Raw genomic sequence first — 19,073 nt, 5'->3', positions numbered from 1 at the left:
CGGCGTGCGCGGAGCCGGGGTCAGACGAGACGCCTGCGGCCCCAGAAGAGGATGAACGCCGTGGTGGCAACGGTCAGGGCCAGCAGGATGGAGGCGCCGAACCACTGCATGGACGACATCTGCGAGAAGGGGATGTAGTCGACCGACCAGCCGATGACCTGCTTGTCATTCAGGCAGGCGTTGGTCGCCTTCTCCGTCGCCTCGTTGCAGCTGCCCCAGCCGATGAGGTCGCCGTTGGCGGTGAGATAGGACTCGTCGACCCAGTAGGCGCCGCCCGGCAGGCGCGGGGTGGCGTTCTCACCGACCCCGCTGTTGGTGGTCACCGTGACCACGTCGGCGAGGTCCAGCCGGAAGTACGACCAGACGAGCTGCACGGCGACGGCGAAGCCGAGGGTGACGACCATGGACAGCAGCGTCCGGCGCAGCAGCATGCCGATCGCGACGCCGCCGACCAGGGTGAACAGGGTGAGCGCCACCGGCACGGGTCCGGTGGTGTCGAACGCGGTGCCGGAGGTCCAGTCGAGGATGTTCGGCCTGCTCCTGACCGGCTGCCACCACCAGTTGAAGGTCACGGACAGCACGACGGAGAGCGGGACGACCACGAGTGCGGTGATGCCCAGCTTGGTGGCGATCCAGCGGACCCGGCTCACCGACTGGGAGGCGACCAGTTTCGCGGTGCCGTTCTCCAGGTCTCCCGCGACCAGCGGCGCGCCGAGGAAGACGCCGATCACGACGGGGATGAACCCGAGACCGGAGCCGGTCAAGGTCAGCCAACTGTTGTCGACCTTCATCTCCCAGTCGCCCGCCTTCGGGTGTGGCCACCCGGGGATGCCGTTGAGCTGGTCCGTCAACTGCCCGCGCTGGTAGGCCATCCAGCCGACGGCGACGACGGTGAAGGCGATGAGGGTCCAGAAGGCGGCCCGGTGCTGGTGCCAGACCAGCCAGTTCAGCCCGCTGAGGCGAGGCCCGCGGCGTACCGGCTCGGTGCCGGCCGGGATGCTCGTGCTGGTCAACGTACTCATGCCGCCACCGCCTTCGCGGCGGCGAGGTCGCCGGCCTGGGCGGTCGGAGTGATCAGCGGCGGGGCCTGCGGGGAACGCAGGTAGCCGAGCAGCAGCTCCTCCAGGTTCGGGGTCTCGGCCTGCCAGGAGCCGCCGAGGGGCCCCTCGGGGCGCACCAGCGCCCTGACCTGCCGTCCGCTGGTGCGGGACTCGACGACCGTGTGGTGTGCCAGCGACTCGGGGAGGCCCGGACCGTCGTGGACGCCGGTGAGCAGGGTGTGCGCGGTGAGGAGTTCGTCCACGTCACCGGCCAGCCGCAGGCCCCCCTCGGCGATGACCACCAGGTAGTCGCAGACGTTCTCCAGCTCGGTGATCATGTGCGTGGACATCAGCACCGTCGTTCCGTGCTCGGCGGCCTCGGCCAGCAGGGTGCCCATCATCTCGTGGCGCACCAGCGGGTCCAGGTCGGACATCGGCTCGTCCAGGAGCAGCAGACCGGGCCGCTTGCCGAAGGCGAGGGCGAAGGCCACCCGGGTGCGCTGCCCGCCGGACAGGGTGCCGATCTTCGCGTCGAGGGGGACGTTGCCCGCGCGGACGATGTCCTCGGCGGCCTTCTGGTCCCAGCCGGGGTTCAGCTCGCGGCCAAGTCGCAGGGTGTCGGCGACGGTGAACCGGCGGAAGAGCGGCTTCTCCTGTGCCAGGAACGCGGTGCGCCGGCCGGCCTCCGCCGACTCCGGGGCCTCTCCGAACAGCCGCAGCGAGCCGGAGGTCGCGTCGAGCAGGTTCGCCGCGATCTGGAGGAACGTGGTCTTTCCTGCCCCGTTGGGGCCGACCAGCCCGCAGATCCGGCCGGCCGGCAGCCGGAACGAACAGTCCCGCAGGGCCCAGCCCCGCCGGTACTTCTTGCCCACGCCGTACGCCTCTATCGCGCTGTCCGCGTGTGTCATCGCGTTTCTCACCTGTGTTCCCCGCTCATTGAGACTTCCGTGTTCCCCGCGGTCGCCGCGCTCGGCGGATACCGGTCCTCCAGAACCGCCGCGACCAGCGCCGCCACGTCCTCCCGCTCCAGGCCCGCCTCGCGCGCCTGGTCCATCCACTCCTCCAGCGCCCCGCGCAGCGGCGAGTCCGCGCCCGCCTGGGGGCTGGCCAGCGACCGGCGCACGAAGGTGCCCTGACCCGGGCGCGGCTCGACGAGACCCTCGCGCTCCAGCTCGCGGTACGCCTTCAGCGTCGTGTTGGGATTGACCGCGCAGGTCGCCGCGACCTCCTTGGCTGTCGGCAGCCGGTCCCCCGGCACCAGCACACCCAGCCGCAGAGCCTGCTTCGTCTGCAGCACGATCTGCTGGTAGGCGGCCACTCCGCTGCGCCTGTCGATGCGAAACTCCACCCTCCCTCCTCCACCCTTTCACTACTTGATTAGTGGAATGATGATGGAGGGATATGGTGGCCCTGTCAAAGGAGCAGGTCAGCCCGGCCGCCCAGCTGGGTGAAGCGGAGTCGTGACTACTGGGTGCCGGCCTGTGGCCGCTCGTGCGCGTGGAGCCTGGCCCGGAGCAGGTCGGCGTAGGGGTGGTCAAGCTGGTCGAGGATGTCCACGGCCTGGAGCCATGCCCGGCGGGCGGCGGCGGAGTCACCCGAACCCTGGTGGGTGTCGCCGAGATCGGCGAGCGTATTCGCCTCGTCGTAACGGTCGCCGAACTCCCGGCACAGGTCGAGAGAGCGCTGATAGGAGATGACAGCCTGCTCGTGGTTGCCGAGGCGGCTGTGGATGAAGCCGAGGCTGTCCCACGTCGCGGACTCCCCGACCCGTTCCCCGGCCTCCTGGTACGCGGCGAGAGCCTGCTCGCAGTAGACGAGGGCCCGCTGGTGGTGGCCGAGCCTGGCGTGACACCAGCCGATCTCGTTGAGAACCCTCGTCTGCCCGGTCGGGTTCCCGGTGGCCCGGAACAGATCGAGGGCTCGCAGGGCGTGGACGAGTGCTTCGGCGGGGCGGTCCTCCCGGTCCGACAGCCAGGAGAGGCTGAGGTGGGTACGTGCCTGGCTGGTCTGTTCGCCCGCCTCCTCGAACAGCCGAAGGGCATGCCGCAGGTGAGGGCGGGCGTCGTGGCAGCGGCCCGAACGCGCGTAACCGTAGGCGAGGTCGTGGAGGGCGTGGGCCTCGGCGACCGGGTCCTCGATGCGGCGGGCGGCGTCCAGTGCGGCGCTCTGCGCCGAGGTCTGGTCGTGCCAGTGTCCACAGCGTACGAAGTAGACGGTCAGAGCCGAGGCGAGCTGCCAGGTGTGGGTGTCGAGGCCGGCTTCCGCGGCCAGGTGCACGGCGGCGAGGAGTGCGGCGTGTTCTGCGGCGAACCAGAGCTGCGCGCCCTCTGCAGTGACGGGTTCCCCGCGGGTGACCCCGGGCAGGGCCGGGATCGCGGTGACCGGAGTGAAGTAGGGCTCGTCGAGGAGCACGGCGCCGGTGCGGGCGGTGTGCAGGTAGTGGTCGAGCATCCGGTTCACCGCGGTGTGCCGGGCTGCCTCGCTGTCGTACAGGGTGACCAGCTCCGCGGCGTAGGTGCGGAGCAGATCGTGGAAGGAGTACCGGCCCGCTGCCTGCTCGGTGAGGAGGTGTGCGTGGGCCAGTTCCGTCAGCAGCACCGACGTCTGCCGCAGTGGCAGGCCGGCCAGACTGGCGGCGGCGTGTGGCGCGATGTCCGGGCCGGGGTGCAGACCCAACAGCCTGAACAACCGTGCGGCGTCGGGGTTAAGGGCCTGGTAGGACCAGGAGAACACCGCCCGCACATCGCTGGCCGGGTCGCCGCCGCGGAAGGCGTCGAGTGCGGCGTCGGCCCCGTCACGTAACTCGTCGGCGAGGCCGGAGAGTGGTGACCGGGGGCGGGTGGAGGCGCGCGCGGAGGCGATGGCGAGGGCCAGGGGAAGCCGTGCGCACCGGCCGATGATCTCGGACGTGGCGATGGTCTCGGCCGTGACGCGTTCGGTTCCCAGACGGGCGGTGAGCAGTTCGCGGGCCTCGGCGACGGTGAGCACGTCCAAGGTCAGGGGTTGAGCGCCCTCGGCCACGACGAGCGGAGTGAGCTGGTTGCGGCTGGTCACCACCACCAGGCACCCCGGCGTGCCGGGCAGCAGTGGGCGGACCTGCTCGGCGTCACGGGCGTTGTCGAGCAGCACCAGCACCCGCTTGCCGGCCAGCAGACTGCGGTAGAGGCTCACCCGGGCTTCCGCTCCGGCCGGGATCCGCTGCACCGGCACCCCCAGCACGTCCAGAAACTCACGAACCGCGTCGGCCGGATCCACCACTGATCCGCCGGGGTCGAACCCGCGCAGGTTCACATACAACTGCCCGTCGGGGAACCGCCCGGCGACCCGGTGGGCCCAGTGCAGGGCCAACGCGGTCTTGCCCACCCCCGCGGTCCCCGACACCACGGAGATCACCACCGCGGCCGGGCGCGCCGCTCTCGCGTCGACAAGGCCGTCCAGCCGGGCCAGCTCGCCGGCTCGACCGGCGAAGCCCGCAACGGCCATGGGCAGTTGCGCCGGAACCGCCCCCGCAACGGGGGGCGATGGCGGAGGCAGGGGCGGTTCGAGCGTCGCGTCCTGCCGCAGGACGGCTGCCTCAAGGTCACGCAGATCCTGGACGGGGCTGAGCCCCAGGTCTTCGTCGAGCACGCGCCGCAACCGCTGGTACGCCGCGAGTGCGTCGGCCTGCCGGCCCGCTCGGTACAGCGCGAGCATCAACTGCCCGCAGAGCTGTTCGTGCAAGGGGTACTGCCGGCTGAGGCTCTCCAGTTCCGGCACGAGCTGCGCGTGCTGGCCCAGCGCCAGGCGGCTTTCGATCAGGGCCTGTCTGGCTTGCAGCAGCAGGTGGTCCAGCCGGTGCACCTGTCCGTCGAACCAGGCCGGCCCGGCGACGTCCGCCAGCGGCTGTCCGCGCCACAGGGCGACGGCGGCCTCCAACTGGGTCGCGCCCCGGCCGCGGTCGGGGCACTGACTGCCCTGCCGGACAAGGCGTTCCGCGACCTCGACATCGGTGGCCTCGTCTCCGAGATCCAGGATGTAGCCCGGAGGACGCGCGAGAATCGCGGTTCTGGCGCCGAGTACGCGGCGCAGATACGACACATGGCTCTGGAGTGTGTTGGCCGCCGTCGCCGGTGCCGAGTCACCCCAGACGATGTCGATGAGGCGGTCGGTGCTGACGATCTCGCCCGGGTGGAGTGCCAGGCCCGCGAGGACGGCTTTGCGACGCCGACCGGGTACGGCCCGCGGCATACCGTCCACCATCACATCCACCGGACCAAGAAGCCTGACTCGCATATGGTCCGTCCCCCCGACGGTGACATCAGCCCCAGATTAACGGCGGCCCCCCGCTTGAACCCCATGGTTACGCGCCTGACGGCCGCGTGTTCCAGCGCCGCGTCAGCGTCGTTTCAGCGCCGCGTGCCAGATTGCCTCTGGTCGGAGCGCACGGCGGCGGGACGTTGTCGACAGCCCGCCGCGCACGCCCGGCCGTCAAGGAGTGCGGGGTGCCCCACGGTCACCTCGGCACTCGTGCCGGTGGACGACACGCCCACCGGCGTCTCAGCAACCAACGGGGAGAAACCATGTTCAATCGATCACTGCTCACGACGATGCTCACCGGCGGCGCACTGGTCGGTGCGATGGTGGCAGGCGGGGCACCGGCCGGCGCCGCGCCGGCCGACGTGAAGGCGTCGGACGCCCGCACGCCGTCGGCATGTCGTGTGTTCGCGGATCTCTACCGGGTCGGCAACACCATCGTGGCGGACGCCGAGACCACCTGCGCCGTCCCCATCTCCCTGAGCCTGTTCCGCGACGGTGTTCTCGTCAACCGGCAGTCCGGCGCCGTCGCGATCAATCTCATCCAGCCCTGCACACCGGTCAGCTTCGACGTGGTGTGGAAGACAAGCGCCGGACTGACACTGACGACGAACTGCTTCTGATCCATCCACCGCCTCCGGTAACACCGCCTCCAGTAACACCGGTTCCGGTTCCTGCGGCCGGCCGCCCCGCTCGAGATCGAGCGAAGCGGCCGGCCGGCACAGTCATCCCCCATGGCGGTGGCTCTGCCGAAGAACGGTTCCCCGTCGGCCAGGTCTCCGGTACGGCCCTGCGTGACCCAGGCCCTACCGGCCGCCCTCGTCCGCCGGGCCCTCCGCGTCCCCCACCGTGAACCCGATCACCACGCCGCCCCCGTCCCGCAGGCGGGCGAACGGCGCTCCCCCGTGCCCCACGGCGACCTCCCGCACGATGGACAGCCCGAGCCCGGACCCGGGCAGACTGCGCGCGTCCGCGGCCCGGTAGAAGCGGTCGAAAGCCCTCTCCAGATCCCCCGCGCCGATCCCGGGCCCCCGGTCGAGCACCTCGACACGGACGCTCCCGGGGCGGCCACCGGGCACAGCGCCGGTGACGGCGACCTCGATCGCCGCCGCCCCGCCCCGGTCGAACTTGACCGCGTTCTCCACCAGGTTGGACACGGCCCGCTGCAACGCGGTCGGCCGCCCGTCGATCTCGGTGTCCCCGCTCAGCCGTACGACGATGTCCCGCCCGCTGCGCCGCCGGGCGACGACGGCGACCTCCTCGGCGAGCTCCCCCAGATCGACCCGCCGCACCGGCTCGGTGTCGGACCGCCCCGCCGCCAGTGCCACCAACTCGTTGACGAGGTCGGTCAGTTCACGGGACTCCAGGGCCAGATCGGCGACGAGTTCCTCGCGCGCGGCGGGCGGCAGTTCGTCGATGCGCCGGAGCATGGAGATGTTCGTACGCAGCGAGGTCAGCGGCGTACGGAGTTCGTGTCCCGCGTCCTGGACCAGCCGCCGCTGGTCCTCCTCGGACTGGGCGAGCCGGCCGAGCATCCGGTCGAAGGAGCGCCCGAGCCTGGCCACCTCGTCGTACCCCGCGACCGGCACCTGGATCCCGAGCCGCCCGGTCCGCGCCACGTCCTCCGCGGCCCCCGCGAGCCGCACCAGCCGCCGGGTGAGCCGGCGGGCCAGCCACCACCCGAAAAGCCCCGAGGCGATGACGACGGCCGCGACGAGCAGGACGGTCCGCTGCTGGAGCTCGTTCAGCAGGTCCTCGGTGTCGCTGAACTCCTGCGCGACCTGAACCGCGCCCCGCCCGCCGCCGAGCGCCACGGTCGCCACCCGGAACCGGCTGTCCCGGACCTCGACCTCCTTGTGCTCCGCGAAGGTGCCCGCGGCCGAGGCGTCCGCGACCTGCCGGTCGGCGGCGACCACGGGCAGCGGAGGGTGCCCGGGGCCGACGGCCGCGCCACCGGGCCCCAGCACCTGTACGTCCGTACGGCTGGGCCGCACGATCCTGTCGAGCGCCCCGCTGTGGCCGGGATCGGACGCGGTGAAGTCCGCCGGGCCCAGGTCCCGCTGACGGACCTCGTCGCGCAGGTCCTGCACGACCCCTGCGAAGACGGTCTGCTGGTCCACGCGTACCAGCCGGGCGGCGGCGTCGTAGCTCAGGAACCCGACCAGCACGGTGACGACGGCGGCCACGGCCGCGAAGGACAGCGTGAAGGTCGCCCGCAGCGAGGAGACCCGCCGAAGCCGGACCCCGGACAGCCGCCCGGGGAGCCTCGGAGGCACCTCAGTCCTCCCTCAGCACGTACCCCACACCCCGCACCGTGTGGATCAGCCCCGGCGCCTCCGGCCGGTCGAGCTTACGCCGCAGATACCCCACGTACACGGCGAGGTTCTTCGACCCGGGGCCGAAGTCGTACCCCCAGATACGGTCGTAGATCGTGGCGTGGTCGAGGACGATGCCCGCGTTGCGGACGAGCAGCTCAAGCAGTTCGAACTCGGTGCGCGTGAGCTCCACCTCACGCTCGCCGCGCCAGACCCGCCGGGCCTGGGTGTCCATACGCAGTCCGGCCGCGCGGACCTGCCCCGGCGGAACGGGCAGCTCAGGGAGTACCCGCGCCGCCTCCGGCCCGCTCGCGTCGACGCGGGCGCGGTCTCCGCCGCCCGTACGGCGCAACAGAGCCCGCAGCCGCGCGAAGACCTCCTCGACGTCGAACGGCTTGACCACGTAGTCGTCAGCCCCCGCGTCCAGCCCCGCGATACGGTCGGCGGTCTCCACGAGCGCGGTGAGCATCAGAATCGGCGTCCGGTTCCCCTCCGCGCGCAGCACCCGGCACACCTGCAACCCGTCGATGCCGGGCATCATCACATCAAGAACCAGCACGTCCGGCGGCATCCGGTGGGCCTGGGCCAGGGCCGCCACCCCGTCGGCGACGGCCGTCACCTCGTACCCCTCCAGCGTCAGCGCCCTCTCCAGCGCATGACGAATGGCCCGGTCGTCCTCGGCGAGCAGCACATTCTGGGGCACCCCATCAGTCTGCCTGGCCCCGGCCCCGTACCACCTGCCGAACGGCGTCCGGGGCATCCTTCTTACCCGCCTCTCACCGCGGGCCGGGGACACCCCGCGCGGCTACGGCCGCAGCGCGGCGAGCTGCTGCTCGAAGGGGACCACCGTGAAGCCGCCGTCCGTGGCGGGCGCCACGGACCGGTCCACGGACGCCGTGGCGACGGCCGCAGACTCCCCTCGCACATACGCGGCCCCTGCCATCAGGCCCGCCAGCTCCCCCGCGGCCCTCTCAACGCGCGAGGCCAGCCCCTCGGCTCCCCAGTCCTCCGAGGCCGCGTACACGGCGGTCGGTACGACCACGGCCCGCAGATAGGAGAAGAGGGGACGGAGCGCGTGCTCCAGCACGAGCGAATGCCGGGCGGAGCCGCCGGTCGCCGCGATCAGGACCGGCTTTCCGGCGAGCGCGTCCTGGTCGCTGACACTCAGCACGTCGAAGAAGGACTTGAAGAGCCCGCTGTAGGAGGCGGAGAACACCGGCGTGACGACGATGAGCCCGTCAGCCGCCGCCACCGCCTCGAACGCGGAGGCCAGCGCCCGCCCCGGGAAACCGTTCGTGAAGTTGTGGGCGATCTCGACGGCCAGGTCGCGCAGTTCGACGACCTGGATGTCGGCGGACGCGTCCCGGGCCGCGGCGGCGGCCAGCCGGTCGGCCAGCAGCCGGGTGGAGGACGGGACGCTCAGTCCCGCCGAGACGACGACGAGTCTCGTACGGCGCTTCATGCGACGGTCACCCCTTCCGGGGAATCCGAGTGCGCGGCCAGCAGGGACCGGTGGGTCGGCGCGTCCGGCACCCCGGCCGGACGGCCCTTCGCGAACTCCTCGCGCAGCACCGGCACGACCTCCTCGCCCAGCATGTCGAGCTGCTCCAGGACGGACTTCAGCGGCAGCCCCGCGTGGTCCACCAGGAACAACTGCCGCTGGTAGTCACCGGCGTACTCCCGGAAGGCCAGCGTCTTCTCGATCACCTGCTGCGGCGAACCGACCGTCAGCGGCGTCTGGTCGGTGAAGTCCTCGAGGGACGGCCCGTGCCCGTACACCGGCGCGTTGTCGAAGTACGGCCTGAACTCCCGTACCGCGTCCTGCGAGTTGTGCCGCATGAACACCTGCCCGCCGAGCCCGACGATGGCCTGCTCCTGCGTCCCGTGCCCGTAGTGCGCGTACCGCTCGCGGTACAGCTCGACCATCTTCTTCGTGTGGTCGGCCGGCCAGAAGATGTTGTTGTGGAAGAAGCCGTCGCCGTAGTAGGCGGCCTGCTCGGCGATCTCCGGCGAACGGATGGAGCCGTGCCAGACGAACGGCGGTACGCCGTCCAGCGGGCGCGGGGTGGCGGTGAAGGACTGCAGGGGCGTACGGAACTTGCCCTCCCAGGTCACCACGTCCTCGCGCCACAGCCGGTGCAGCAGCGCGTAGTTCTCGATCGCGAGGTTGATGCCCTGGCGGATGTCCTGGCCGAACCACGGGTAGACCGGGCCGGTGTTGCCGCGGCCCATCATCACGTCGACCCGGCCGTCCGCGAGGTGCTGGAGCATCGCGAAGTCCTCGGCGATCTTCACCGGGTCGTTGGTGGTGATCAGCGTGGTCGAGGTGGAGAGGATCAGCTTCTCGGTCTTCGCCGCGACATAGCCGAGCATCGTGGTCGGGGACGACGGCACGAACGGCGGGTTGTGGTGCTCGCCGGTCGCGAAGACGTCGAGGCCGACCTCCTCGGCCTTGCGCGCGATGGCGACCATGGCCTTGATGCGCTCGTGCTCGGTCGGCGTCCGTCCCGTCGTCGGGTCCGGTGTCACATCGCCGACGCTGAAGATCCCGAACTGCATGGTCGCTCACCCTCCACAGGTTGTTTACGATTCAACTATACCCGCAAACGAGACCCACCGTCTCCCTATTCCCGCACCACCCGCGACTGTCGGTGCCCGGCCCTACGATCCGGTCATGGCCGCCCCACGCCGTGACACCCGAGGCATCGTCGACCCCGCCGAGCTCCTCTCCCGGGTCCGCTTCCGCCGCCGCGAGCCCGCACCGCCCCTGCGCCCCTACCTCGAGCACTACTGGCTGATCGACTGGGACCTGCCCCAGCCGTACGCCTCCCACGTGGTCCCGCACCCCTCCGTGAACGTCGTCTTCCAGCGGTTCGAGGGACGGGAACCCTTCGGCGAGGTCGCCGGCATCGGACTCGGCCTCTTCACCCAGAAGCTGGAGGGCAGGGGACGGGTGTGCGGCATCCAGTTCCGGCCCGGCGGCTTCCGCCCCTTCGCACCGGATCACGCGCTGACCGAATGGACAGGCCGCCGCGTACCACTGGCCGAGGCCTTCCCCGCGCTCCTGGCATCCCCGGGGGTCCCTGCTTCCCCGAGGTCCGTTGCTTCCTCGGGGTCCCCGGTCTCCCCCGAGAGCGCGCCGGTCTCCCCCGAGAGCGTCCCGGCGATGGTCCTCGCCCCCGACGACGAGGACGCGCGTGTCACCGCCCTCGACACCTTCCTCCAGAACCTGAACCCCCGCCCGGATCCCCAGTCCGACCTCGCGATGACCCTCGTCGACCACATCCGCACCGACCGCAGCATCCGCCACGTCGGCGACTTCGCCCACACCCAGGGCATGACCGTACGCAGCCTGCAACGCCTCTTCGCCGCGTACGTCGGAGTCGGCCCGAAGTGGATCATCCTGCGGTACCGCATCCACGAGGCCCTGGAACACGCGGAGGCCGCCGGCCCACCGGACTGGGCAACGCTTGCCGCCGAGCTGGGCTATGCCGACCAGGCTCACTTGGTCCGGGATTTCGCGGCGACGGTGGGGGTGTCGCCTACGGGGTATGCGCGGGCAGTGCGGTGAGTGGCCACCGGGGGTGGCCGGCTGACGGTCACCGGGATGGCCGACGGAGGCCATCGGGGGTGGCCGGCGGAGGCCATCGGGGGTGGCCGGCGGAGGCCATCGGGGGTGGCCGGTGATGGCGCCGTGAGGCCGTCCGATGGATGGTGGGCCGCTGGTCAGGGGACCAGGACCAGTCGCCCCCGCACCCCGCCCTCCGCAAGCCGCTCATGGGCCTTCGCCGCGTCGGTGAGGGCGTAGGTCTCCGCCACCCGGGCGGTCAGCACGCCCTCGTCCACGAGGGCCACCAGCTCGGCGAGACGGGCACCGTCGGCGGTCACCTCGACGGCGGTGGTCCGCACACCCCGTACGGACGCCGGCTCGGTGTGCGGGATGACGCCCACGTAGGAACCCCCGTCGCGGACCCACTCCAGTGCGGTCGCGCCGAGGACCGCGGCGTCCAGGACCGCGTCCACGCTCCGGGGCTCGACCCCGCCCGCCACGGACCGGCCCGCCCCGAACGACCGGACGAGCGCATCGTCGGCCTCCCGGGCCAGCGCGGTGACCGAGATCCCCCGCCGGGCGGCGAGCTGGACGGCGTAACCGCCGACCGCTCCCGCCGCCCCGGTGACCAGCAGACTCTGGCCCGCCTCCAGCGCCAACAGGTCGAGCGCCTGCGCGGCGGTAAGGGCGTTCAGCGGCACGGTCGCCGCGTGCGCCGCGTCGAGGGAGGCGGGCGCGACGGCCACCGCGTCCGCGTCAACGACGACGTAATCGGCGTGCGTACCAAGGGACTTGAGGGCCCCGTACGCCATCGCCACCACCTGGTCCCCCACCGTCCACCCCGCCTCGGCGCCCAGCGCGTCGACGGTCCCGGCCACATCCCAGCCGAGCCCCAGCCGCCGGCCCGCACCCCCGAAGACGCCCGCGCGCACTCCCGCGTCGACCGGGTTGAGCGCGGCGGCCGCGACCTTGATCCGTATCTGCCGGGCACCCGGCTCGGGCACATCCGTCTCGACGATCTCCACGGCCTCAGGACCGCCGAACGCCGTAACAACTGCTGCACGCATGACAACTCTCCCAATGACACCCAATGACACCCGATGACGAGCGATTCGCCCGGGAAGATCTAGATATCCACCCGGCAGCAACAACCCTAGGAAGAGTTACTCTCTTTCGGTAAGTAGGCACCTCAAGGTGCGTACGTCACCCGGAGGTGCGCCATGGCGACCACGACCGCGGCCCAGCGGCGCGAACAGGCACGCATGGAGTACGACGCGTTCCTCAAGGGCTGCCCCACCAACCAGCTCCTCGACCGCATCAGCGACAAGTGGGTCAGCCTCGTCGTCAGCGCGCTGGCCGCCGGCTCGATGCGCTACAGCGACATCGGGCGCAAGATCGCGGGCGTCAGCCCCAAAATGCTCACGCAGACCCTGCGCTCACTGGAACGCGACGGCCTCCTGTCCCGCACCGTGACCCCGTCCGTCCCCGTCCGAGTCGACTACGAACTGACCCCCCTGGGCGCCAGCCTCAGCCTCCTCCTCTCCGCCGTAAAAGACTGGGCCGAACTACACATCGAGCAGGTCAACGAAGCACGGGACCACTACGACTCCACCCCGACCTGACACCCCACGCCCTCCCTCCCGCACCACGGTCGTCCCGCACCCGCGAGACGACGGAAGGGGCCGTGCCGGTACATCACATGCCCGTCGCGTACGTGGTCACCACCAGCTCCAGCCATCCCACCGACCCGAGTGCCCGTCCGGCGACGGGCGGATGTACCGGCACGGCCCCGACCCCCCACCGGCGGGCGGGCGACGGTGAGCCCCACGCCCGGGAGCACGACCCCGGGGCCCGGGAACCCGGCGGACGCCCGGAACGGACGACGCGGCCCGCCGTGCGAAGGTGACCGCATGCTCGTCGTCCGCTCCGCCGCCCTCTTCGTCCTCGCCGCCCTCTTCGAGATCGGCGGCGCCTGGCTGGTCTGGCAGGGCGTACGCGAGCACCGCGGCTGGCTGTGGGCCGGCGCGGGCGTGATGGCGCTAGGCGTGTACGGCTTCGTGGCCACGCTCCAGCCGGACGCCGAGTTCGGACGCGTCCTCGCCGCGTACGGCGGCGTCTTCGTCGCGGGGTCCATCGCGTGGGGCATGGTGGCGGACGGTTACCGGCCGGACCGCTGGGACGTCACGGGCGCGCTGATCTGCCTGGCGGGCATGGCGGTGATCATGTACGGGCCACGGGGAAACTGAAGGACCGGCCACCCGGCAGCCTGCGATCCGCGCACCGAAAGCAGCGCTCCCGCCGAGGAGCAGGTCAGCGACCACCCCCGCACCCACCCCGCCTATCCTGGCGAGGTGCACGGACGCCCCGGTCACACCCGCCCGCCCCGCATGACATCGCATGACATCGCAGGACATCGCACCGCTACAGCCAGCGCCAGCGACACCGCCCCGAGGAGCACCCGTATGAGCCCCGCCGCCGCGTCCCGTATCGCCGTCGTCACCGGTGCCAGCAGTGGCATCGGCGCCGCGACGGCCCGGCAACTGGCGGCCGCGGGCTACCGCGTCGTCCTGACCGCCCGCCGCAAGGACCGCATCGAGGCCCTCGCGGAGGAGCTGACCGCGACGGGCCACCAGGCGACGGCGTACACGCTCGACGTCACGGACCGCGCGGCGGTCGACGAGTTCGCGAGCGCCTTCAAGACGATCGGCGTCCTGGTCAACAACGCCGGCGGCGCGCTGGGCGCCGACCCCGTCGCGACGGGCGACCCGAACGACTGGCGCCAGATGTACGAGACGAACGTCATCGGCACGCTGAACGTCACCCAGGCCCTGCTCCCCGCCCTGACGGCGAGCGGCGACGGAACCGTGGTCGTCCTCTCCTCCACCGCCGGACACGGCACGTACGAGGGTGGCGGCGGCTACGTGGCCGCCAAGCACGCCGAACACGTACTCGCCGAGACCCTCCGTCTGGAGATCGTCGGCACTCCGGTCCGCGTCATCGAGGTCGCGCCCGGCATGGTCAGGACGGACGAGTTCGCGCTGACCCGCTTCGGCGGCGACGAGGAGAAGGCAGCCAAGGTCTACGCGGGCGTGGCCCAGCCCCTCACCGCGGAGGACGTGGCCGACACGATCACCTGGGCGGTCACCCGCCCCAGCCACGTCAATATCGATCTCCTCGTCGTCCGCCCCCGAGCCCAGGCGTCGAACGCGAAGGTCCACCGGGAGTTGTGATGCCGGAGGACCCGACGGGAGAGCGGGACCGGGAACAGCGCCGGCTGACCCAGGAGACGAAGGACGAACGCTATGTCTGGTGGTACCTCGCGTACTTCCTCTTCGGCATCCACATCGTGGCGTTCGTCATGATCTACGCGGTCATGCACGCGAAGTAGCGAACTCCCCGCCTACGCTGGCGAGTTGTGACCAGAGACATCCCTTCCGCACCCCAGACCGCAGCGGCAGCGGCAGCGGCAGCGGCGGACAGCAAGGTCCCGCCGCCCGATCTCCCGCCCCTGACCTTCCGCCGGGCGACCGAGGCCGACCTCACCGCCCTGGTCCGCCTGCGCGACGCGGCGGCCAACTGGCAGGTCTCACGCGGAATCGACCAGTGGACGCCGGGCGAGATGACGGAGACCCACTTCCGCGCCAACCTCCAACAGGCGGAAGTCTGGCTGGCCTTCAGCGGCCCCGACCCTGCCCCCGACCCGGTCGGCGCCTGGGAACTCTGGTGGGAGGACCCGGCGGCCTGGGGCCCCCAACCCCCAACCGCCGCCTACATCCACCGCCTGATGACCGACCGCGCCACGGCCCCACCCGGCACCGGCCGCCACCTCCTCGCAGCGGCGGAACACCGCATCACCACCACCGCCCGCCCCCTCGCCCGCCTCGACTGCCTCACCGCCAACACCCGCCTGCACACGTACTACGAGTCCGCCGGCTACACCCAGATAGGCGAACGCCACGTCACAGCGGGCCTGGGCGACCCCTACACAGTCACCCTCTTCGAAAAGCAACTCCACTGAACTCCACAGGGCACAGGAACGCCCTCGGCCGGAACCGCCGTCCCGGCCGAGGGAATTACACTTGGGCTCTACGCATAAGCCTGTACGCCTAGCCCTTCACACAGACAACCTGCTTCAGCTTCGCGACGACCTCCACCAGGTCACGCTGCTGCTCCATCACCTGCTCGATCGGCTTGTAGGCACCCGGAATCTCGTCCACGACGCCCGAATCCTTACGGCACTCGACACCCCGTGTCTGATCTTCCAGGTCCTTCGTCGAGAAGCGACGCTTGGCCGCGGTGCGGCTCATGCGCCGACCGGCACCGTGCGAGGCCGAGTTGAACGCCTTCTCATTACCGAGCCCCTTCACGATGTACGAACCCGTGCCCATCGAGCCCGGGATGATTCCGTACTCTCCGGCGCCCGCGCGAATGGCGCCCTTACGGGTCACCAGCAGATCCATCCCGTCGTAGCGCTCCTCGGATACGTAGTTGTGATGAGCACTTATCTCCGCCTCGAAAGTCGGCTTCGCCTTCCTGAACTCCTTGCGGACCACGTCCTTCAGGAGCGCCATCATCAGCGTGCGGTTGTACTTCGCGTATTCCTGCGCCCAGAAAAGGTCATTCCTGTACGCGGCCATCTGCGGGGTGTCCGATACGAATACCGCGAGGTCGCGGTCGACCAGGCCCTGATTGTGCGGAAGCTTCTGGGCCACACCGATGTGATGCTCGGCCAGTTCCTTGCCGATGTTCCGGGACCCGGAATGGAGCATGAGCCACACCGAATCGGACGAATCAATGCAAATTTCAACAAAATGATTGCCCCCGCCAAGCGTGCCCATCTGCGAAGCAGCCCGTCCCCGACGGAACTTCACCGCATCCGCAACTCCATCGAACCGCCCCCAGAAATCGTCCCACCCCGCCGTGGCCAGCCCATAGAACCGCCCCGGTTCCACCGCCGACTCATGCATCCCACGCCCCACCGGAATGGCCTGCTCGACCTTCGACCGGAGTCGGGACAGATCCCCCGGCAGATCATTGGCGGTCAGCAAGGTCTTGACGGCGGACATGCCACACCCGATGTCCACCCCCACCGCCGCCGGACACACCGCGTCCCGCATGGCGATGACGGACCCGACCGTCGCGCCCTTGCCGTAGTGGACGTCAGGCATGACGGCGAGCCCTTTGATCCACGGCAGGGTCGCCACGTTCTGGAGCTGACGCAGGGCCACGTCCTCGACCGACGCCGGGTCGGTCCACATACGGATGGGAACCCTGGCGCCCGGTATCTCTACGTACGACATATCATTCTCTTTCCCCCGGAAACAAACAGAAGCCTCAGAACGCAAAACCCGCGCCAAGGTCGACGTACAGGACAACGGACCGGCGTTCAGGGCAGCGCGTGCGATACACATTGTCTCCAGGGGCCGCCCCCACGCGGCAACCGAATAACCACAGGACATCCCCGGCCCCAGGCCGTCGGGAAGGGTCGAGAGGAGCCTGACCGTGCAGCGGAAGGCGTATGTATCCGGCGTCGCCGCACTCCTCGCGGCACTGCTGGCCGGCTGCACGGGCGGTTCCGGCGGCGACGGCACGTCGGACGACTCGAAGCCGGGCGACTCCGGTACGACGGCCGCCGCGGCCCAGCCCGGCAAGTACCGCACGCTCCCCGAGGCCTGCGCCGCCGTCGACCACGGCACCCTCGACTCGCTGCTGCCCGGCATCAGGCAGATCGCCGACGAGGAGCAGCGCGGCACCGCGTACGAGGGGACGCCGACGCTCACGTACGACACCGACCGCCGGGTCGGCTGCCGTTGGAAGGTGGAGTCCGACAGCGCCACCGACCACCTCCTCGTCGATTTCGAGCGCGTGGTCTCGTACGACAACGCGGTGAGCGACGACAGCAGGGCCACGGACCTCTACACGGGCAAGGAGACGGCGGCGGACCTCCCCGAGCCCTCCGCCTCCGCGACCTCGGAGAGTTCGGACAGTTCGGATTCGGAGAGCCCGGACGCCGACAGCTCCACGTCCCCGTCGGACTCAGCCTCCGCCTCCTCCTCCGCCGGCGGGGGCTCGTCCCCCTCCTCGACCCCTTCCGGCTCGGCCTCGGTCTCCTCTTCCGCCTCCGCCTCCGCCTCAGCCTCAGCCTCAGCCGAGGCGACCCCCACCTCCCTCCAGCCGCGCACGCTCGACGGTCTGGGCGACGAGGCGTACCTGGACGACACCCTCAGCCCGGGCACCTCGACGGCGCAGCAGCGCACGGTGACTGTGGTGTTCCGCACGTCGAATGTGATCGTGACGATCGAGTACGACGAGCAGCCGGCGGTCACGGGCGAGGTGCCGGACAGCAAGGAAATGCAGGACAGGGCGCGGAATCTGGCCGCGAAGCTGGCTGACACGCTCAACGGATAGCGGGCCCGGAGGGGGTACCGCGGCGCTGCGCAAAGCCCGCGAAGCGGGACCTCTCCCCTGTCTCACCGCGTACCGTGGCCCCTCGGACCCGACCGGACGCACGTTCCATGTGCGGCCGCACCACGAGCGCCACGAGTGAAGGAACCATGCACCGACCAGTACAGCGAGTAGGCCGAGTACCGCGACTCACCCGCATCCTTGTCAGCGCAGCCGCCGTCCCGGTGATGCTTGTCGCCGCAGGCTGTTCCTCGGACTCGGACTCGGATTCCGGCTCCGCGTCCGGTGACACGGAGACCAGTGCCGGTGCGAGCCCGGACGCGCAGGCGTCGGAGAGTGCTTCGGCGAACGCCGTGCAGGTGGCCGCGTACGCGACGTTGCCCGAGTCCTGCTCGGTGCTGTCGAAGAAGACGCTGGGCGAACTCGTACCGGAGGCAGGCAAGTCCGGCAAGAAGGGCACGACGGGCGAGGCGTCCTCGCGCGGCAACTGCTACTGGACGAGCCTCGACAGCAACGGTGTGAAGGGCTCGCAGTACCGCTGGCTGAACGTGGCCCTGCTGCGCTTCGAGTCGGACGGGCGCGGTGCCGGCGAGGACCAGGCGCACGCGTACTTCGAGAAGCAGGTCAGCGGCGCCAAGGCGGTTTCGGGCGGAAAGAACACGAAGTCGGCCCCGGTGTCCGGTACGGGCGACGAGGCGACGGCGGTGAGCTACGACCTGAAGAAGAAGGAAGGCGCCTTCAAGCAGCAGACGGTCGTGGCCCGCGTCGAGAACGTCGTCGTCACGGTCGACTTCAACGGCGCGGGTCTGGCGGGCGAGAAGACGCCGTCCGCCGCCTCGCTGCTGAAGGCGGCGGAGAAGGCCGCGAAGGAGGCGGTGGCGGCGGTGACCGCCGCGAACGAGAGTGGTGGCGCCGGGTCGAGCGCCTCGCCCTCGAAGTCGGCTTCGAAGCCGGCCTCGAAGAGCGCGTCGGCGTCCGCGTCCCCGTCCAAGTCGTCGGCGAAGAGCTGATCCGGACGGGCTCGATCCGGGCAGGCTCGAACCGGGCAGGGGCTCGGTTCGAGCAGGGGCCCGATTCGAGTGGATCCGTTCCGCACGCGGACAGATCCGGATCTGCGGCGTAACTCGTAGTCCCACCAGGCCATTTGCCGGAGCCCGGCCCCTACGGGGACCGGGCTCGTGCCGTACCGTGCGCCCGTGCGCCGCACACATGTGCCACCCTGTTGCGCGCAACGACAAGTAAGGGGAGGGGAGTACGGGTGTCCGCGCCCATTCAGCTCACACGCACGCACCGCATTCTCATCGGCGTGGTCGTCGCCGGTGCGGTTGTCATCGCGGGCATCGGCTTCGCCGGTTCGTACGCGGCCGTCCGCGAGCTCGCGATCGAGAAGGGTTTCGGGAACTTCAGTTATGTGTTCCCGATCGGCATCGACGCGGGCATCTGCGTCCTGCTCGCCCTCGACCTGCTCCT

The 19,073-nt window shown here is 70.6% G+C and carries 20 protein-coding genes; 10 read left to right on the top strand and 10 right to left on the bottom strand.

What is annotated here, in order from left to right:
• Nucleotides 1–20 precede the first annotated feature (20 nt).
• From ACIBLC_RS31265 to ACIBLC_RS31250, 4 genes are all read right to left on the bottom strand, one after another.
• Nucleotides 21–1,022, bottom strand: a complete 1,002-nt coding sequence (locus tag ACIBLC_RS31265; protein WP_399214695.1) for an ABC transporter — start codon at nt 1,020–1,022, stop codon at nt 21–23.
• A complete protein-coding gene (locus tag ACIBLC_RS31260; RefSeq protein ID WP_399214694.1) occupies nt 1,019–1,948 on the bottom strand; it encodes an ABC transporter ATP-binding protein in 930 nt (309 codons plus the stop codon). Before ACIBLC_RS31260 ends, ACIBLC_RS31265 begins: the two co-directional genes overlap by 4 nt.
• An 8-nt stretch (nt 1,949–1,956) precedes the next feature.
• Nucleotides 1,957–2,388 (bottom strand): GntR family transcriptional regulator, encoded by a 432-nt coding sequence (locus ACIBLC_RS31255; protein WP_399214693.1) that lies wholly within the window; start codon nt 2,386–2,388, stop codon nt 1,957–1,959.
• Between the two features lie 116 nt (nt 2,389–2,504).
• Nucleotides 2,505–5,279, bottom strand: a complete 2,775-nt coding sequence (locus ACIBLC_RS31250) for a BTAD domain-containing putative transcriptional regulator (protein WP_399214692.1) — start codon at nt 5,277–5,279, stop codon at nt 2,505–2,507.
• Nucleotides 5,280–5,599: 320 nt separating this feature from the next.
• On the opposite strand from ACIBLC_RS31250, the gene ACIBLC_RS31245 reads away from it, so the two are divergent.
• Nucleotides 5,600–5,956: a hypothetical protein gene (locus ACIBLC_RS31245; protein WP_399214691.1), complete on the top strand. Its 357-nt coding sequence runs from the start codon at nt 5,600–5,602 to the stop codon at nt 5,954–5,956.
• A 183-nt stretch (nt 5,957–6,139) separates the two neighbouring features.
• Here the strand turns inward: ACIBLC_RS31245 and ACIBLC_RS31240 are convergent, their stop codons facing one another.
• The 4 genes from ACIBLC_RS31240 to ACIBLC_RS31225 all read right to left on the bottom strand — a co-directional run bounded on the left by ACIBLC_RS31240 (nt 6,140) and on the right by ACIBLC_RS31225 (nt 10,207).
• Nucleotides 6,140–7,609, bottom strand: a complete 1,470-nt coding sequence (locus ACIBLC_RS31240) for an ATP-binding protein (protein WP_399214690.1) — start codon at nt 7,607–7,609, stop codon at nt 6,140–6,142.
• A 1-nt stretch (nt 7,610) separates the two neighbouring features.
• Complete coding sequence (locus ACIBLC_RS31235; RefSeq protein ID WP_399214825.1) at nt 7,611–8,339, bottom strand: response regulator transcription factor; 729 nt, start codon at nt 8,337–8,339, stop codon at nt 7,611–7,613.
• 114 nt (nt 8,340–8,453) lie between these two features.
• The gene (locus ACIBLC_RS31230) at nt 8,454–9,110 is read right to left on the bottom strand and encodes a CE1759 family FMN reductase (protein ID WP_399214689.1); all 657 of its coding nucleotides are present in this window, start codon (nt 9,108–9,110) and stop codon (nt 8,454–8,456) included.
• A complete protein-coding gene (locus ACIBLC_RS31225) occupies nt 9,107–10,207 on the bottom strand; it encodes an LLM class flavin-dependent oxidoreductase (RefSeq protein ID WP_399214688.1) in 1,101 nt (366 codons plus the stop codon). The genes ACIBLC_RS31230 and ACIBLC_RS31225 overlap by 4 nt, the downstream gene beginning before the upstream one ends.
• A gap of 115 nt (nt 10,208–10,322) precedes the next feature.
• On the opposite strand from ACIBLC_RS31225, the gene ACIBLC_RS31220 reads away from it, so the two are divergent.
• Nucleotides 10,323–11,219, top strand: coding sequence for a DUF6597 domain-containing transcriptional factor (locus ACIBLC_RS31220; RefSeq protein WP_399214687.1), 897 nt, complete (start codon nt 10,323–10,325; stop codon nt 11,217–11,219).
• Between the two features lie 155 nt (nt 11,220–11,374).
• Here ACIBLC_RS31220 and ACIBLC_RS31215 read toward each other — a convergent pair whose 3' ends face one another.
• Complete coding sequence (locus tag ACIBLC_RS31215; protein WP_399214686.1) at nt 11,375–12,265, bottom strand: zinc-binding dehydrogenase; 891 nt, start codon at nt 12,263–12,265, stop codon at nt 11,375–11,377.
• A 153-nt stretch (nt 12,266–12,418) separates the two neighbouring features.
• Between ACIBLC_RS31215 and ACIBLC_RS31210 the strand changes: the two genes are divergently transcribed.
• From ACIBLC_RS31210 to ACIBLC_RS31190, 5 genes are all read left to right on the top strand, one after another.
• Nucleotides 12,419–12,820 (top strand): winged helix-turn-helix transcriptional regulator, encoded by a 402-nt coding sequence (locus tag ACIBLC_RS31210; protein ID WP_399214685.1) that lies wholly within the window; start codon nt 12,419–12,421, stop codon nt 12,818–12,820.
• Nucleotides 12,821–13,108: 288 nt separating this feature from the next.
• Nucleotides 13,109–13,444, top strand: coding sequence for a YnfA family protein (locus ACIBLC_RS31205; RefSeq protein WP_399214684.1), 336 nt, complete (start codon nt 13,109–13,111; stop codon nt 13,442–13,444).
• A 216-nt stretch (nt 13,445–13,660) separates the two neighbouring features.
• Entirely contained in the window at nt 13,661–14,428 is a 768-nt protein-coding gene (locus ACIBLC_RS31200) for an SDR family NAD(P)-dependent oxidoreductase (RefSeq protein WP_399214683.1), read from the top strand.
• Nucleotides 14,428–14,586: a hypothetical protein gene (locus tag ACIBLC_RS31195; protein WP_399214682.1), complete on the top strand. Its 159-nt coding sequence runs from the start codon at nt 14,428–14,430 to the stop codon at nt 14,584–14,586. The genes ACIBLC_RS31200 and ACIBLC_RS31195 overlap by 1 nt, the downstream gene beginning before the upstream one ends.
• Nucleotides 14,587–14,613: 27 nt before the next feature.
• Nucleotides 14,614–15,216 carry a GNAT family N-acetyltransferase gene (locus tag ACIBLC_RS31190; RefSeq protein WP_399214681.1) on the top strand — a complete coding sequence of 201 codons (603 nt, stop codon included), beginning with the start codon at nt 14,614–14,616 and terminating at the stop codon, nt 15,214–15,216.
• Between the two features lie 88 nt (nt 15,217–15,304).
• Here the strand turns inward: ACIBLC_RS31190 and ACIBLC_RS31185 are convergent, their stop codons facing one another.
• Entirely contained in the window at nt 15,305–16,498 is a 1,194-nt protein-coding gene (locus ACIBLC_RS31185) for an RtcB family protein (protein WP_399214680.1), read from the bottom strand.
• Between the two features lie 202 nt (nt 16,499–16,700).
• Here ACIBLC_RS31185 and ACIBLC_RS31180 point away from each other — a divergent pair, with 202 nt between their 5' ends.
• From ACIBLC_RS31180 to ACIBLC_RS31170, 3 genes are all read left to right on the top strand, one after another.
• Complete coding sequence (locus tag ACIBLC_RS31180) at nt 16,701–17,606, top strand: DUF3558 domain-containing protein (RefSeq protein ID WP_399214679.1); 906 nt, start codon at nt 16,701–16,703, stop codon at nt 17,604–17,606.
• Between the two features lie 224 nt (nt 17,607–17,830).
• Nucleotides 17,831–18,613 (top strand): DUF3558 domain-containing protein, encoded by a 783-nt coding sequence (locus ACIBLC_RS31175; RefSeq protein WP_399214678.1) that lies wholly within the window; start codon nt 17,831–17,833, stop codon nt 18,611–18,613.
• 248 nt (nt 18,614–18,861) lie between these two features.
• Nucleotides 18,862–19,073 (top strand): DUF2637 domain-containing protein (locus ACIBLC_RS31170; protein ID WP_399214677.1); only part of this gene is annotated, 212 nt, incomplete at its 3' end.

It is taken from the genome of Streptomyces sp. NPDC050535 (genome assembly GCF_044457665.1).
GTDB lineage: Bacteria > Actinomycetota > Actinomycetes > Streptomycetales > Streptomycetaceae > Streptomyces.
This window is presented reverse-complemented; position numbering and strand designations above follow the sequence as displayed.